Origin of the sequence: Bradyrhizobium elkanii WSM2783 (assembly GCF_000472865.1) — a bacterium.
Taxonomy (GTDB): Bacteria; Pseudomonadota; Alphaproteobacteria; order Rhizobiales; family Xanthobacteraceae; genus Bradyrhizobium; species Bradyrhizobium elkanii_A.
In genome coordinates this window covers 1-14,706 of record NZ_AXAP01000070.1, presented here as the reverse complement: position 1 = coordinate 14,706, position 14,706 = coordinate 1, and the positions used below count along the sequence as shown (strand labels likewise).

The following is a 14,706-nucleotide window of genomic DNA, read 5'->3' as shown; positions in this document are numbered from 1 at the left end:
CTCATGGAGTCAAGCCGCCGTTTCAAGCCGCCCTGGACGTTGGTCCGGGAAAATTCCGAGTGCTACGTCGTCAGGGATGCCAACGGCGTAACGCTGGCATGGCTTTATTGCCGCGACGATGCGCAGCGCTACAGCTTCGGCGTTAGCAAGCTCTCCTCGGATGAGGCTCGCCGGATCGGCAAGGCAATCGCGCGCATTCCCGAGTTCCTGATGCCACGCCAAGGCTTCTATCCGCGTGGGGGCGGGCCCCGCTGGCGCGCCGATCGGCCGTATCATGTGGCCCTGGAAGACCGTTACATCCGCGAGCACTGGGATGAGATCTACGCTCTCTGCAAGCTCAACAGCCTGCCCTTCAACGCAACTGGCGAAGTCATTGAGAGCGACGGCGTTTGGCGAGTCTATGAGTTTACCTGGCAGATGGATGCGATCCTGTTCTGGGAGCGATTCGAGGGTCGCTGGCTGCGTGGCACGGAGTTTCACTATCCCGAGCGGCCGGAGAATCTGCCGTCCCTGAAGCCGCTTGAGAACTGGCCGAAATCCAATCCGCGCAATCTGCGCTAATCGCTGGTAGCCAAAGTCATGAGAAGTCGTCGAGCTGCGGTCTTGATGCTCCTGCTGTTATCGAGCGCGGCTCTGGCCGACAATTTTGTCGGTCAGGCCAGCGTCATTGACGGCGACACTCTGGAAATTCATGGAACGCGCATCCGACTCTGGGGCATCGACTCGCCGGAGAGCAGCCAGCTCTGCCGTGGCGAGGACAGCTCTCAATATCGCTGTGGCGCCCAGGCAGCGAATGACCTCGACATCTTCATCGCCCGGCGTCCGGTCAACTGTGTCCCATTTAGCCTTGATCCCTATGGCCGCACGGTTGCGACTTGTTCCGTCAGCGGCATCGATCTCAGTGATTGGCTCGTGCGTAATGGTCTTGCTCTGGATTGGCCTCAATACTCGAAGGGCAGATACAGCGGGGCTCAGCGCGATGCCGAGCACGCCGGTCGAGGTATCTGGAAGGGCAGCTATGTCGAACCGTGGCTCTATCGCGGCTGCATGCGCGCGAATGGAAAGCCGTCCGCCTGTTCGGATGATGCAAATGCGCATCCCTGAAGGAATCCTCGACGAGCAACGTATGTTCGGATGAGGCTCCGACGAAAGCCCGCGACGAGATTCATCTTCCGCCAACCTGATTCATTTGTGCGCGTGGGGTTGCCGCCGCAACGAGCTCTCGTGAACCGAGCCGCGCGGCGTCTCGTCCGTCCGGCTTCGATCTCTCGCGCAGTATTATAATGTGTCGCTCGCCGGAGGCACTCGCTCGCGGGCCCCGCCGTCATTGCATGACGGCGTCGCTATCACTGTCCCGCGTTCGGGTGCCTTCTTAACCGGTCTCGCGACTGCACTCGGTCCCGGGTCCCGCCGCTGCGCGTCGGCGCTATGCTGACCCTCCTGCGGGTGCCTCTTTTGATTCTCTCACTCTTGCCTCCTTTTTCACCTCTGCCGGGCTGCCCGGCATTCTCACGGTTCAGATCTAAGGGGCGCTGCCCCTCGCGCGCGCCAGGGTAAAGCGCCGGCTGGCGCCGGCGCCGCCCCGAGCGGTCTCCCCGGTCTTCCGCGCTTTCTCTGCTCCCTCATTCTTCCGAACGATTGGCATGCGCCCGTGCAGACCCGCTCTTACGAGCGGCCCTTTCGGGCGGGTGATCCCCCTCCGCTCGGGTCGCCCTGGCACTTGCTACCCCCGGTCTCGCCGACGGGCAGGGGCGCAGGCGCGGAGTGCGCCCTGCACCCATGAAAGCAAAGGGAGATTGATCATGTCGGCCAAGCATGTTGAAACCATCCCCGCGAGCGGGACGGAGATTTTCATTCCGCTCAACAAGCTCAAGAAGTCCCCGCAGAACGCCCGCAAGACGCCGCACAGTGAAGCTGCGATCGAGGCGTATGCGGCGAGCATCGCCGCCAAGGGTATCCTGCAAAATCTGGTGGTCGAACCGGAGTTGGACGGAGAAGGTGCGGCCACGGGGTTCTATTTCGTGACCATCGGCGAGGGCAGGCGGCTGGCCCAGCTTCTGCGGGTAAAGCGGAAGGAGATCAAGAAGACCGAGCCGATCCGCTGTATCATTGACACTGCGAACGATCCGCACGAAATCAGCCTTGACGAGAACGTCACCCGGGAAAACATGCATCCCGCCGACCAGTTCGAGGCCTTCAAAAAGCTGGCGGAAGAGCGCGGTTTCGGCGCAGAGGAAATCGCCGCCCGCTTCGGTGTGACGCCGCATGTTGTCCGTCAGCGCCTGCGGCTCGGCGCAGTCTCCCCGAAACTGATGCAGGTTTATCGCGATGGCGATTTGACCATTGAACAGTTGATGGCCTTTGCCATCATCGATGATCATGGCCGGCAGGAAGGCGTGTATGAGCGGCTGTCTTATAACCGCGACGCCAGTATCATCCGTCGCCTGCTCACCGAAACGCATGTGCCTGCTACGGACCGCCGCGCGCGCTTTGTCGGGATTGAGGCCTACATGGAAGCGGGCGGCTCGATCCTTCGCGACCTCTTCACCGAAGATCGTGGCGGATATCTTGAAGACGTGGCGCTGCTCGATCTGCTGGTGACCGCAAAGCTTGGCCGAGAGGCCGATGCCGTGCGGGCAGCCGAGGGCTGGAAATGGACGGAAGCTCATCTTGATTTCCCGCACGCGCACGGCATGCGGCGAACCTACCCGCATCCGGTCGAGCTTTCGGCGGAAGATCGGGCCGCTCTTACAACAGCACAAACTGCATTCGATCGGTTGACGGAAGAGCATCAGGCGGCCGAGGAACTTGCTGACGACGTGGACGCTCGGTTTGGTGAGCTTGAGGCCGAAATCCAGCGGTTGGAAGCGAAGCGGCAGGCCTATGATCCTGACGACATCGCGCGCGGTGGCGCTTTCGTGATCCTCAATCACGACGGCACCATCCGGATCGAACGCGGGTTCATCCGCCCGGCAGACGAGAAGCCCCAAGCCGATACCGAGGAGGGAACTGACGCGCAGGCGCCGAACGGGGAGGACGGTGCAGACAGCCAAGCGGTGCACGTTGGTGAAGAAGATGAGGGCGCTACTGAGGAGGAGGACGAGGACCGGCCTTTATCTGACATTCTCGTTCGGGACCTCACCGCACATCGCACCTTGGGACTGCGCCTCAATCTGAGCGAACAGCCCGAAACCGCGATCGTGGTAGTGACGCATGCGCTTGCGGCGCAAATCTTTTATCTCGGTGCGGATGCGCATGTGGTTGGCATCCAGCCGATCAAGACGGACTTGGCTGGACACGCGGACGGCATCGAGGATACGCCGGCCGGCAAGGCTTGGGCAGATCGTCACGCCAACTGGGCAAGGCAGATGCCCCGGGACGTCACTGGTCTTTGGACTTTCGTGGCCGAACTCGACCACGATAGCCGCATGGCCCTGTTTGCGCATTGCACCGCATTGACAGTCAATGCGGTCAGATTGCCGTGGGAGCGGCGGCCGCGGGCGTTGGCAACGGCCGACCGGCTGGCGGAAGCCGTGTCTCTCGACATGACCGGATACTGGCGGCCGACGGTGCGCAGCTATCTGGGTCGCGTCACCAAGGCGCGTATTCTGGAGGCGGTTTGCGAAGGCGTGAGCGGCGAGGTCGCCGAGCGAATGGTGGATATGAAGAAGGTCGACATGGCGGAAGCCGCCGAGCAGTTGCTGGCAGCCACCGACTGGCTGCCGTCTTTGCTGAGGACGGCCAAGTCCAAGGATCAGTCAGACGCGCAAGACGAGACGCAGAGCAGTGACGCGTATTCGCAGGCCGCAGAATGAGGATTGAACCGGGGCCGCGCCAGCGGCCCCGGCAAGTTCCAAAATTTCGGCCGCGCGCCAGACCGGCGCGCGGCCGCTTCGTTTGCGCACAGCGGCGACCAGTGCACGGAAGCCCCCGCCATGATCGAGACCTCGATCACTCTGATCTACGCCGCTGCGGTGGGTTAAGGGATCGTTGTCTCGTGCTGGCCGATCGACAGCGAGCGAAGAGCGCGGACGAGATTGATCGTGTGATGACCGACGCATTGTATTCGATGCCTAGCGGATCACGCCAGCGGCACCTTCGTCGTGGCACGCGCGAATGCGACGGAAGGCGCTCGCGTTGGCAGGAGTGCGTTTTCCTCGCCGTTGATGCGCCGACGTCAGCATGTGTCCGATCGCTTCAGCAGCGTCCTTGTGTTGCGTCTGTCTCGGCCGCCATGGTGGTCTCGGTCAGTTCGTTCATCGCGCGTCCAACGCAACCTCGAATGGGCTGATCAGGCCCGAGGGACGGCAAGAGCCTCGATCGCCTTCCCGCAACGGCTGCGCCTGCTTTTTTCCCCTGCCGCGAAGTGGCGGCATTCCTCGCGGAAGACAAAAAAGCAGGCTTATCGCCGTCCTCCGCTGCGCTGCGGGCCTGAAGGCTGCGGGCCGATCGCTCCCCGGGCCAAGGATCGCCATCGAGGCTGCGATAGGCGCGGCCCGAGCAACAAACGGAGACCACCATGGCTACCATCGGCACCTTCACCGCTTCGGACAACGGCTACATCGGCTCGATCAAGACGCTGACGCTGAACATCAAGGCGAGGTTCGCCGCATCCGAGAAGGACAACGACAAGGCGCCCGACTACCGCATCTTCAACGGTGTGACCGAGTTCGGCGCCGCCTGGAAGAAGACCGCCCGCGACAGCGATCGCGAATACCTCTCGGTCAAGCTCGACGACCCGAGCTTCCCGGCCCCGATCTACGCCTCGCTGGTGAAGGTCGAAGGCGACGAGGGCTTCACCCTCATCTGGTCCCGCCGCAACGGCGACTGATCCTTCGGGATCATCGGCCCCGCCTCTTCGGAGGCGGGGCTTTTTGCTTTTCTTGCGCCGCTTTGCAGGAGGAAGAGCACTTTTCTTTGAAGAGATTGCTAAGGGCTCCGCCCTCGCGCGGGCAAGGGTGAAGCACGGCTCGCCGTGCCGGCCGGAGCGGTATCCCCGGTCTTCCGCGCAAAGGATCTTCATGACGACGTCGTCGTCAGGCGCGTGCAGACGCGCGCTGTTGGCGCGCCCTTGCCAGGCGGGTGATCCCCCTCCGCCCCAGCCGCCCTTGCCCTTGCTACCCCAGGTCTCGCCGACGGGCAGGGTTGCAGCGCAGCGCTGCGCTTCAACCTCAGCCCATAGGAGAATGACCATGAACATGATGACTTTGTCCCAAGGCCAACAGCCTGCGTCCGGCGGCTTCCGCGTGGATGTATCGCGCGGCCAGCGGATTGGCCGCGTGTCGTCCGAGTGGTTTGCGCGACCGGATGACGAGCGGTATCTGAACCTGTCGGAACTCTATCAATCGGTGCGAGGCCGGGCCGAGCGCGCGCAGGCGCGGACCGTGGAAAGCCGAGCCATCCAGGTGGAGGCGAGCCGGGAAAATTCCGAGCGGCTGGCCCTGACAATGCCGGGACGCGACGAGCCGGTGGCGCCGACCCATTGGAGCTTTGGCCAGTTGTGTACGCTGGTCGGTGCGCCGACATCCTATCTGCGGCAGCTTCCCGCAGCCCTATCCGCCATCAACCTGCAACACGGCTTGCTCTCGCATCGTGCCGAGCTCGTGAAAACATTGGAGACCGATAGCGGACGCGTTGAGCTCCGTGCTGTCACCGGGCCGGACTATGGCCGTATCTGGGATCATGAGTTGGTCGCGGCCGTCATGAAGATCGCGGGCAACGGCACGGGTGACACGCGGTGGAAAGTCCCGGGCGTGATGGACTGGGCGACGATGACCCACAATCCTTTTGTGGACGTGACCAAGGACACCACCACGCTCTACGCCAGTGACCGCGACGTGTTCCTGTTTCTGGTCGACGACACCAACCCGATCGAAGCGGGGCGTCTGGCAGATGGATCGCCGGACTTGTATTTCCGGGGATTTTACTGCTGGAACAGCGAAGTAGGTAGCAAGACGCTTGGAATCGCGAGTTTCTATCTTCGCGCCGTCTGCATGAACCGCAATCTTTGGGGCGTGGAGAATTTCGAGGAGATCACAATCCGCCATTCGAAATTCGCCGCGCAGCGGTTCGCGCATGAAGCCGGCCCCGCGCTGACGAGCTTTGCCAACTCCTCACCGGCGCCATTCGTCGCCGGCATCAAGGCGGCTCGGGGACGGATTGTTGCCCGCACGGACGAGGACCGAGAGAGCTTCCTCCGCAAGAGCGGGTTTTCCAAATCAGAGACTTCGAAAATCATTGAAACCGTCTTGGGCGAGGAAAACCGCAAGCCGGAAAGCATCTTTGATTTCGTGCAGGGCATCACCGCGTTTGCTCGCGGCAAGGCTCACCAAGATACGAGGCTTGAATTGGAAGGCAAAGCCAAGCGCTTGATGGAGCGTGCAATCTGACACTGTGAGCCGCGCAACCGGGAACGGTTGCGCGGCTTCGGTCGAGGCCTGATGCGCTGCCGCCGATCCGACAAGCCGGATCGGCGGCGGCGACGCGAATCCGCGTCCGGCGCTCGCCGGGCCTCCGGCCCGGCTCGCGAAAGTCAGGCTCTACGATTATTGAAAATGGATTTCTTACGACCCGATCACTTCCGCTTAGCGGGTTTTGATCGTTCAGTTTGCGCCTCTTCATCTGGAAGAACGAGATCGACGTGGCTGACGCCCAACGTGCTGGCGAGTTCAAACAAGGTTACGACAGTGGGATTGCGGCGGCCACGTTCCAGGTCACTGACATATTGCTGCGTGAAGCCGGACGCTTCGGCGAATTTCTCCTGCGTGAAGCGCTTCTGCTTCCGCAGTCTTGCGAAATTCCGACCGACCAACTTGCGCATGTCCATCGGCGCAAGTTGCGTCTTTACATACTATGAGGTTTATCTCCTATAGTATGTATTCAGTGCGGGTCGCTGGTCGGCTAGGTCACAATGGGGCTAAAATGAGACGTCGGGACAATCTCGGCCTTCCAGGGAGATTAGAATCATTCGCTGTTTGTTGGGACGGTCATGACAAAACCGCAGCTAGACCCTGACGTCGCGGATGTCGCGCCGAATGAACCGGCGCTGACGGCCTATGACGAACAGCATGTCGTCACGTACATTCGCCTTCTGCAGGCGGAAGGTCAGGCAGACTGGAGGGAAGTCGCTCGAATCGTCTTGCACATTGATCCGGAGCGAGAGCCGGATCGTGCGCGGACCGCATATCAGAGTCATCTTGCGCGCGCCAAATGGGTGACCCAGCAGGGGCGCCTCTTGCGCGGCGCCGGCTCCAAATAGAAGAAAATCGCCGACGATAAGTTTGCAGACGAAACGATTTTCCCCCGCCAACCGGTGGTCATTCTCATGCACCACGTGGTGCCAAACTAGGGGCTTCCTACAACCGCCTCGTTCATAACTATTGCGCCGCAATCCTTGTTAGCTGCGTGCAATGGGGCGGAAACAATGCCTGAATTCGACTGGCGGTCGCCGGACTCGTTCAAGAGCCTAGAAACTGCCGAGATCACCCACATCGCCTGGGAAGGCCTGCGTATGAACGTGGACTATCGACGCGATTACGAAACAATGATTGCGAACAGCCCCAATGGCGAAGTGACCGAGGAATTCAGGAGGAGGTGGGGTATCTGCTTTCGCCCATGACCCGCAAAAGTCCGCCAAAGAACAGGCGATCTTTTGGACACCTGAGGTTCTAGCATCCGTTGTCCCCGTGACAACCGCGCCGGCTGTTTCTCACGAATCAGCGTCTCAGCTACTGCTCGACTTTACTGCCGGACAGGTGTGCCGCGCCGCCGACGGTTGGCACGCGGTGCTGCACATCGGCTCGGTGGAGCATCGCATTTGGTCGAAACAACCGCTGACCGCAGGCGCACACTATGCAGCCGAGTTGCCGCTTGATCGCGATTTCGAAGCGCGTGCCCACGCTGCCGCCCGGCTGTGGCGCGCGATGAACGGGCGCGCGCCAGGACCTGCCTTTCATCGCTTGCCCAAACGGCGGCGCGAACGATTATGCGCAGCCCTTCGCGCGGTCGCCGGGTATTTCGCCGGCGCGACTTATCGGAGCATCGCAGAGGCTCTGTTCGGGGAAAAGCGCATACCAGATCGCGCCTGGAAAACACACGATCTGCGCAGCAGAATCATCCGCCTCGTGCGAAGCGGCCTCGCGCTGGTGCGCGGAGGCTATCGCAAACTTCTGCGGCCCGGGCGCAGGGACAAGTAGCGCCCTCCCAAGGGGTGCCGAAAATCGACCCCCCAATATTCGGCATCCCCCTCCGAGAACTTGCTTCTCCATGATGACCGCACACACGCCGACGCCGCCATCCGCGGTGCGCTTTCATCCTGGAGTTGTCAAATGCCCGACCCGATGGCCGGTCTACCCCCGCGCTTCCTGCGTACACCGGAGGCTGCGCGTTATCTCGGCCTCTCGGGGCGCACGCTGGAGAAGCACCGCACATACGGTACTGGACCGACGTATCGGAAGATTGGCGGACGTGTCGTCTACGCCGTAGATGACCTGAAAGCATGGGCCGACCTCGGCGCCAAGACGTCGACGTCCGACGCCGGGAAGGGGACGGTGCTGCCGGCCAAAAGGCACCCGACGCTGCGCCCTTATGCGGGCCAGGAACGTCGCTGATCACCGCGGAAGGACAGTGATCATGCGGCGCAGAGACCGTTCTGAGCGCGATCAGCTTGAGCTTTTTAGGGCGCTGCCCGGGGATCTCGCGCCCCGCGACGCGCAGGATCTGATGGCTTATCCGTTCTTCTCGCTCGCAAAAACGAAGCGGATTGTGCCGATCGATTTCCGTGCCGGTGCGATCGCAATTCGTGTCGAAGCCGTGCCGGAGCACGGCATGGCTACCATCTGGGATGCAGACGTTCTGATCTGGGCTGCGTCTCAGATCGTCGAAGCACGCGACGCCGGTTTGAAGACGTCGCGCCTGATGGCTGCGACGCCTTACGAGATTCTAACGTTTGTCGGCCGCGGCACCAGCGCGCGCGATTATGACCGGCTGAAGGCAGGTCTCGACAGACTTCAGTCAACGACGGTGATGACGTCGATCCGTCAGCCGACAGAACGGCGACGGCATCGCTTCTCCTGGATCAATGAGTGGAAGGAGACGGCCGATGCAAATGGCCGTCCATTTGGGCTCGAGCTGATTCTCCCTGATTGGTTCTATGCCGGCGTCATCGATGACGCGCTCGTGCTGCCGATTGATCGCGCCTATTTCGATTTGACGGGCGGACTTGAGCGGTGGCTTTACCGTCTTGTGCGCAAGCACGGTGGGCACCAGGACGGCGGCTGGAGTTTTGATCTGGTGCACCTCCACGCCAAGTCCGGCATCCTCTCGCCGCTCAAGCACTTTGCTTACGACGTACGTCAGATCGTCCAGCGCCAGACATTGCCCGGCTATCAGCTCGTGCTCACGCGCGATCCTGATGGCACCGAGCGGCTGAACTTCGCGCCTACGCCTGTCGATCCCTTAACGGCACGCTTGCGCCGGCGCGGTCTCGTTCCAAATTCGGAGGACAACCTGTGAATCAGCTCGTGCTATCGGGGACCGCAACCCTCGTGCTATCGGTGACCCGATCCTCGTGCTATCGGGGACCGGAATCGGACTTAAGAGCTTGTTTCTCCGCGCTTTCCAGCCCCTCTAACTTTACTAACCAGAAATCCTTCGGATTTCTTCTAACGGACCAGACCGCAACTTGTATGGGAGGTGACCGGCAACGCCGGGCCGCCCGTCCTGCTGGCCTTCGCAAGCCGCACACGCACTCCACCGCCCCAAAGCGCACGGCTCCCAGTTCAAGCTTTGGAGAGCGGCGGCATGAGCGATCTCACCGAAGTGGAAGTGTTGTGGCTCGAGAAGCGCATCGAAAACCGCATTCGGTTCGGTCGCATTGTTGAGGAACGGAAGATTGATCGTCACCGGCGTGTCCTCTCATTTGCGCCCGGCGGCATCTTTGCCTTCGTCCGTTGGACCTCTAACGACTTCGGTACGATCATTTCGCGCATCGACATCTTGCGCGCGGTCGCACCGGGACAGCGCTGTTCGACTGTACCGTATGTGACACCCGGCGGTGAGATTCTGCTGCGCCTGTCAGGTTGGCCGAAGGTCGAGCGCGTGCTGCAGATGATCGATGCCGTTGAGGCGCTCGGCATCGATCCCGCCGATGTCGCGCCTGATCATTGGCATCACGTTCATAATCGTCTGTCCGTCAACGAAAGCCCGCGTCCGTATACGAAGGCCCGCCACCAGGCATGGCTTCACCGGCAGAGGGCCATGCGATGACACCGCGGCCCAAGACGTTGACCACGATGCTCGGCGGAGCCGTTGCACTTATCGCGCCAATCGTTTTGGAGATTACGCCGGCCTACATCTGGAATGCATCCGAGAGCGTACCGATAGGGCTCTACCGTGTGCAGCCGGCGGGCAAACTATTCGTTACGGAACTCCTCGCCGTTCAACCACCCGAGCCGCTCGCGACCTTCCTCGACCTGAACGGCTATCTGCCAGCCGGATTGCCGATGCTCAAACGCGTGCTGGCGCTTCCCGGGCAGACCGTTTGCCGAAGCGGGCTCACCATTTCGGTTGACGCCATCGAAATGGGCGAAGCCCGAGATCGCGACGGCCGTGGCCGTCCCCTCCCGAAATGGGCGGGCTGCCGTGTCGTGGGTGACGGCGAACTCTTTGTCATGAACTGGCAGTCCATCAGCTCGCTGGATGGCCGCTATTTCGGGCTCTTGCCCGCATCGGCTGTCATTGGCCGCGCGCGGCCGGTGTGGACCTGGGAGGATTGATGGTGCCCGTATTGAGTTTCCGAACAGCTATTCCTCTGTTCGGCCAAGTGCTGCACCATTCCTCCGTCCCGACCAACGATTGCGCGGCGGCCGTCGCGCGCAGCGGCGGTCCAGGGCGGCCGAACGGCCGGCGCGAAGCGGCTTTACCCTGGACGGGCGCGAGCACGGCGGCACGCTTGCGTTTGTTCGAGCGGAGCCTGCGCGCTGTCGTGCCGTTGTTCATTGCGCTGACCGTGAGTAACGCCGCTGCTGTCGCCGAGACGCGACCGGCGGAGCCTTCAGCGAGTCATCGAACTGGCGATCCGTTTGCGGAGTTTGTCGAGCAGGCGTCGCGCCGCTTCGGCATGCCGGTGCGCTGGATACGCGCAGTCCTGGACGTCGAAAGCGCCCAAGACGTGCGTGCCAGGTCACCGAAAGGTGCCATGGGGCTGATGCAGATCATGCCAGAGACATGGGCAGAGCTTCGTCTGCGGTACAACCTCGGCGACGATGCCTACGATCCCCATGACAACATTCTTGCGGGGACAGCGTACCTTCGCGAGCTGCACGACCGGTACGGTTCACCGGGCTTCCTAGCGGCCTACAACGCAGGACCTACTCGCTACGAAGAGCATCTTTCTGGCCGTCCATTGCCCGCTGAAACCCACGCCTACCTGCAGAAGCTTGTGCCGTTCATCGGTGGCGACATTGTAGGTTACGGTGGAGTTGCGAGTCTGCGGCCATCGGGAGGAGCGCTCTTCGTTGTGCGGTCTGGAAGTTCAACGACGGCAGCCCGGCTGCAGTCTGGGCGCCCGACGAACCGAGCTCCAACGGCCGTCTCCGTCAACGACATTTCGGCCATTGCGCCACAGACAACAGGGTTGTTCGTCCCGAAATCTGATGCTGGAGGCTCGCGATGAGCGGATGCGCAAGCTCGCATGGATTAGCGCGGCCTGGAGAAGAATGGGCGACAAGGCGAGCGCGGTGGGGAGGCTCGACAGTTAGCGTCTGGCTCTCGCACGTCGGTCAGGTATTGACATGATCCGTCGGTTTCCAGGCCCACGGCAGCAGTTCGTCGAGACGGTTGATCGGATGTCCGTCGACCATGCGCGTGAGCACGTCACGCAGGTATGCGTAAGGCTCGACGTTATTGAGCTTGCACGTTTCGATCAGCGAACAGAGGATTGCCCATCGTTCCCCACCGCCATCGCTACCGGCGAAGAGATGGTTCTTGCGGCCGAGCGCCACAGGTCGGATCGCCCGCTCGACGGGGTTCGTGTCAAGTTCGATGCGGCCGTCACGGAGGAAGCGGGTCAATCCATCCCAGCGCGACAGCGCATACCGGATCGCTTCGGCGAGATTGCCGCGCCCGGGCAATTGAGCGAGTTGCACCTCGAGCCACAGGCGAAGGCTGTCAACGATCGGCTTGGCGAGTGCGCGCCGCGTAGCCAGCCGATGCGCCGGCGATTGACCACGCACCTGCGCTTCGACGGCATAGAGGCTGGCAATACGACGCAAGGCCTCGTGCGCGATGGGCGTGTCCTCGGCTTGCGCAACCTCGTAGAACTTGCGCCTGGTGTGCGCCCAACATGCGGCGAGAGTGATGTTTCCGGCGCCGGTCAGCCGCTCGAATCCGGCGTAACCGTCGACGTGCAGAACGCCCTTGAAGTGCATCAGATGCGCTGCTGGGCGCTCCGCTTTCCGGTCGGGCGCGAACACATAAACCGCAGCTGGCGGCTCAGGCCCAGCCCAGCTCCGTTGATCGCGGGCATACACCCACAGCCGTCCGGTCTTGGTGCGCCCGCGGCCCGGATCGAGCACCGGGATTGGCGTGTCGTCGGCAAACAGGTGATCCGACGCGAACATGTGCTCGCACAGCCGATCGTGCAGGGCCTCAAACCACCAGCACGCGCCGCCGACCCATCCGGCCAATGTCGAGCGCTCCAGTTCGACGCCATGGCGGGCAAAAATCTGCGCCTGCCGATAGAGCGGTGTGTGGTCGCAATATTTGCTGACCAGCACATGCGCGAGCATGGCTGGCGTGGCCAAGCCGCCGGCGATCGGTCGTTCGGGCGCCGGAGCCTGGGTGATCGTTCCGCAACTGCGGCAGGCATATTTCGGGCGGCAGACGCGTACCACGCGCAACTGTGCTGGCACCCAATCCAGCATCTCGCTGACGCTCTCACCGATCGCATGCAGCGCGCCGCCGCAGCACGCACATCTCTCGCTATCGACGTTAAGCACAACCTGTTCGCGGGGCAAATGATCCGGCAGCGGCTTGCGCTTCGGCTGCAGTTTCTGCGTCGGCGCAAACGCCTCCAGCGAGGCTTGATCTGCCTCGACGGCCGACAAATCGATGTCCAAATCTTCGAGTCCAAGGGCGAGCTGATCGGCGTCGAGACGCTCGGAACGACGCCCAAATTGTGCGCGCTGAAGCTGTTTGATGATCGCCTGGAGACGCTGGATCTCGCTGTTCCGATGCGCGATGACCGAGGCAATGTCGCGCACCAGGCGATGCAGAAGCGCAGTATCCGACGGCAGATTGTCGAGGTCGAGCTGCATGACCGATTCTACTCGAACACGCTGATTCGACGAAGCAACTTCGCTATATTCTATGCGGGTTTTTGCGATTCAACCCGTGATGGCCGGGCGCCATCGACGCTCCGGCGTACGCCAATCGATGCCTTCGATCAGCATGGCAAGCTGCGCCGGGGACAGCGTCACCGTGCCACCTGGATCGCTCATTCTCGGCCAGATGAAGCCGCCCTGATCGAGCCGCTTGCTGAACAGGCAAAGCCCGTTGCCGTCCCAGAACAGGATCTTCAGCGTGCTTGCCTTCTTGCCTCGGAAGGCAAACAGGTGGCCGGAGAACGGATCCTTCTTGAGGTGTTCCTGAACGAGCGCGGCGAGGCCATCCAGGCCCTTGCGCATGTCGGTATACCCCAAGGCCAGATGGACTTTCACGCCGGCCGGCACGATCATCATCGTGCTGTCTCCCGCTCAGTGATCTGGCGACGGACCGCATCGGGATCGCTGCCGATCGGCGCGAAGACGCGGCGGCCATCGTCCAATTTGACAACCGTCATGCCGTCGGGCGGCTGCAACAGATCGTGCAGAACAACCGGCGTCGATGACCCGACGGCTCCAGCATCGGCCACCGCGACCGGCACCAACTTGGCGCGCTTGCCCTTACCAAACCCAAGCTCCGCTCGCCAGCGGAACAACATGCTAGTGACGATACCGTGCCTTCGTGCCGCCGACGATACGGTCTCCCAAGGTCGTTCAGTCTCCAACACGATGGCCAGCTTTTCCTCGTCGGTGAAGCTGCGGCGGCTCTGCTTCTCAGGTGTCGGAGGATCGTCATTCGGCGTCGCTGTCAAGCGAGATTCAGCTGCGCCATCCTTAGCACTAGTCTTAGCACTAGTGCTTAACAGTGGGCGGGCACTCGGATGAAGGTGCGTCCGCCAGTCGATTTCAACGTCGTTGGCGTCGATCAAATCGCGCCATCGCCTCAGGCTGTGCTGCGATATGCCATGGGCGCGGGCATAGGCTTGCATGCTCAGACCGCACCACTTCATCGCTTCAACGTGCATCGCCCAGAACGCTTGCACAGCTCTGCAGCGGAGGTCCTTCGACACTGGAGCCCGCTTCTTGCGGAGCCGCTCCCGACGTTCCTCGCGACGCAATTCCGCACGTATTTGCAACGTCTCAGCGTCAACCAGATGCCGCAGCCAGCGATCGAACGTGCCGCCACTGAGACGGTGCTGACGACAATATTTGCGCTTGCTGAGACCGCTTCGCCGCCACGCTTCAACGTGTACCGACCAAAAGGAACGACGTGCTTCGTTCTTGAAATATTCCGTACCCACCGGAGATCCTCCAATGCAGCAAGGAACCCGATATGGAACGACAACGCACTCTCGGAAAGTCGTGCAAGATTCCGACGCTTACG

Annotated in this window: 17 protein-coding genes; 13 read left to right on the top strand and 4 right to left on the bottom strand. The window is 61.9% G+C overall.

The features are described from left to right. Positions 1–3: 3 nt before the first annotated feature. The 5 genes from YY7_RS0137570 (at position 4) to YY7_RS0137545 (ending at position 6,389) form a co-directional block, all read left to right on the top strand. Positions 4–561, top strand: a complete 558-nt coding sequence (locus YY7_RS0137570; RefSeq protein ID WP_028167692.1) for a hypothetical protein — start codon at positions 4–6, stop codon at positions 559–561. Positions 562–606: 45 nt separating this feature from the next. Beyond that, entirely contained in the window at positions 607–1,104 is a 498-nt protein-coding gene (locus YY7_RS0137565; protein WP_245287548.1) for a thermonuclease family protein, read from the top strand. 698 nt (positions 1,105–1,802) lie between these two features. Further along, positions 1,803–3,815: a ParB/RepB/Spo0J family partition protein gene (locus tag YY7_RS0137560; RefSeq protein ID WP_028167690.1), complete on the top strand. Its 2,013-nt coding sequence runs from the start codon at positions 1,803–1,805 to the stop codon at positions 3,813–3,815. Between the two features lie 704 nt (positions 3,816–4,519). Continuing rightward, a complete protein-coding gene (locus YY7_RS0137550) occupies positions 4,520–4,831 on the top strand; it encodes a DUF736 domain-containing protein (protein ID WP_028167689.1) in 312 nt (103 codons plus the stop codon). A gap of 367 nt (positions 4,832–5,198) precedes the next feature. Next, positions 5,199–6,389: a hypothetical protein gene (locus YY7_RS0137545; protein ID WP_028167688.1), complete on the top strand. Its 1,191-nt coding sequence runs from the start codon at positions 5,199–5,201 to the stop codon at positions 6,387–6,389. Between the two features lie 185 nt (positions 6,390–6,574). Here YY7_RS0137545 and YY7_RS58990 read toward each other — a convergent pair whose 3' ends face one another. Beyond that, positions 6,575–6,820 carry a helix-turn-helix domain-containing protein gene (locus tag YY7_RS58990; protein WP_245287537.1) on the bottom strand — a complete coding sequence of 82 codons (246 nt, stop codon included), beginning with the start codon at positions 6,818–6,820 and terminating at the stop codon, positions 6,575–6,577. 168 nt (positions 6,821–6,988) lie between these two features. Between YY7_RS58990 and YY7_RS63770 the strand changes: the two genes are divergently transcribed. The 8 genes from YY7_RS63770 (at position 6,989) to YY7_RS0137500 (ending at position 11,674) form a co-directional block, all read left to right on the top strand. Further along, complete coding sequence (locus YY7_RS63770) at positions 6,989–7,258, top strand: DUF2285 domain-containing protein (RefSeq protein ID WP_080664013.1); 270 nt, start codon at positions 6,989–6,991, stop codon at positions 7,256–7,258. Positions 7,259–7,423: 165 nt separating this feature from the next. Beyond that, entirely contained in the window at positions 7,424–7,618 is a 195-nt protein-coding gene (locus YY7_RS0137530) for a transcriptional regulator domain-containing protein (RefSeq protein WP_028167685.1), read from the top strand. Positions 7,619–7,685: 67 nt separating this feature from the next. Then, positions 7,686–8,195: a DUF2285 domain-containing protein gene (locus YY7_RS63765; RefSeq protein ID WP_349642700.1), complete on the top strand. Its 510-nt coding sequence runs from the start codon at positions 7,686–7,688 to the stop codon at positions 8,193–8,195. A 132-nt stretch (positions 8,196–8,327) separates the two neighbouring features. Next, entirely contained in the window at positions 8,328–8,609 is a 282-nt protein-coding gene (locus YY7_RS0137520) for a helix-turn-helix transcriptional regulator (protein WP_028167683.1), read from the top strand. Between the two features lie 22 nt (positions 8,610–8,631). Then, the gene (locus YY7_RS0137515; RefSeq protein ID WP_028167682.1) at positions 8,632–9,513 is read left to right on the top strand and encodes a replication initiator protein A; all 882 of its coding nucleotides are present in this window, start codon (positions 8,632–8,634) and stop codon (positions 9,511–9,513) included. A 288-nt stretch (positions 9,514–9,801) separates the two neighbouring features. Beyond that, positions 9,802–10,266, top strand: a complete 465-nt coding sequence (locus YY7_RS0137510) for a DUF2840 domain-containing protein (protein ID WP_028167681.1) — start codon at positions 9,802–9,804, stop codon at positions 10,264–10,266. Further along, positions 10,263–10,775 (top strand): S26 family signal peptidase, encoded by a 513-nt coding sequence (locus tag YY7_RS0137505; protein ID WP_028167680.1) that lies wholly within the window; start codon positions 10,263–10,265, stop codon positions 10,773–10,775. The genes YY7_RS0137510 and YY7_RS0137505 overlap by 4 nt, the downstream gene beginning before the upstream one ends. Next, positions 10,775–11,674 (top strand): lytic transglycosylase domain-containing protein, encoded by a 900-nt coding sequence (locus YY7_RS0137500; RefSeq protein WP_245287536.1) that lies wholly within the window; start codon positions 10,775–10,777, stop codon positions 11,672–11,674. The genes YY7_RS0137505 and YY7_RS0137500 overlap by 1 nt, the downstream gene beginning before the upstream one ends. Positions 11,675–11,780: 106 nt before the next feature. On the opposite strand, the gene tnpC is transcribed toward YY7_RS0137500, so the two are convergent. From tnpC to tnpA, 3 genes are all read right to left on the bottom strand, one after another. Beyond that, positions 11,781–13,316 carry an IS66 family transposase gene (tnpC, locus tag YY7_RS0137495; protein WP_028167394.1) on the bottom strand — a complete coding sequence of 512 codons (1,536 nt, stop codon included), beginning with the start codon at positions 13,314–13,316 and terminating at the stop codon, positions 11,781–11,783. Between the two features lie 69 nt (positions 13,317–13,385). Continuing rightward, positions 13,386–13,739: an IS66 family insertion sequence element accessory protein TnpB gene (gene tnpB / locus YY7_RS0137490; protein WP_028167393.1), complete on the bottom strand. Its 354-nt coding sequence runs from the start codon at positions 13,737–13,739 to the stop codon at positions 13,386–13,388. Continuing rightward, positions 13,736–14,623 (bottom strand): IS66 family insertion sequence element accessory protein TnpA, encoded by an 888-nt coding sequence (tnpA, locus tag YY7_RS0137485; RefSeq protein ID WP_028167392.1) that lies wholly within the window; start codon positions 14,621–14,623, stop codon positions 13,736–13,738. The genes tnpB and tnpA overlap by 4 nt, the downstream gene beginning before the upstream one ends. Positions 14,624–14,706 lie beyond the last annotated feature (83 nt).

Coding starts and splice junctions, on each gene's coding strand:
- YY7_RS0137570 (WP_028167692.1), top strand. CDS start 4: ATGGAGTCAAGCCGCCGTTTCAAGCCGCCCTGGACGTTGGTCCGGGAA.
- YY7_RS0137565 (WP_245287548.1), top strand. CDS start 607: ATGCTCCTGCTGTTATCGAGCGCGGCTCTGGCCGACAATTTTGTCGGT.
- YY7_RS0137560 (WP_028167690.1), top strand. CDS start 1,803: ATGTCGGCCAAGCATGTTGAAACCATCCCCGCGAGCGGGACGGAGATT.
- YY7_RS0137550 (WP_028167689.1), top strand. CDS start 4,520: ATGGCTACCATCGGCACCTTCACCGCTTCGGACAACGGCTACATCGGC.
- YY7_RS0137545 (WP_028167688.1), top strand. CDS start 5,199: ATGATGACTTTGTCCCAAGGCCAACAGCCTGCGTCCGGCGGCTTCCGC.
- YY7_RS58990 (WP_245287537.1), bottom strand. CDS start 6,820: ATGCGCAAGTTGGTCGGTCGGAATTTCGCAAGACTGCGGAAGCAGAAG.
- YY7_RS63770 (WP_080664013.1), top strand. CDS start 6,989: ATGACAAAACCGCAGCTAGACCCTGACGTCGCGGATGTCGCGCCGAAT.
- YY7_RS0137530 (WP_028167685.1), top strand. CDS start 7,424: ATGCCTGAATTCGACTGGCGGTCGCCGGACTCGTTCAAGAGCCTAGAA.
- YY7_RS0137520 (WP_028167683.1), top strand. CDS start 8,328: ATGCCCGACCCGATGGCCGGTCTACCCCCGCGCTTCCTGCGTACACCG.
- YY7_RS0137515 (WP_028167682.1), top strand. CDS start 8,632: ATGCGGCGCAGAGACCGTTCTGAGCGCGATCAGCTTGAGCTTTTTAGG.
- YY7_RS0137510 (WP_028167681.1), top strand. CDS start 9,802: ATGAGCGATCTCACCGAAGTGGAAGTGTTGTGGCTCGAGAAGCGCATC.
- YY7_RS0137505 (WP_028167680.1), top strand. CDS start 10,263: ATGACACCGCGGCCCAAGACGTTGACCACGATGCTCGGCGGAGCCGTT.
- YY7_RS0137500 (WP_245287536.1), top strand. CDS start 10,775: ATGGTGCCCGTATTGAGTTTCCGAACAGCTATTCCTCTGTTCGGCCAA.
- tnpC (WP_028167394.1), bottom strand. CDS start 13,316: ATGCAGCTCGACCTCGACAATCTGCCGTCGGATACTGCGCTTCTGCAT.
- tnpB (WP_028167393.1), bottom strand. CDS start 13,739: ATGATGATCGTGCCGGCCGGCGTGAAAGTCCATCTGGCCTTGGGGTAT.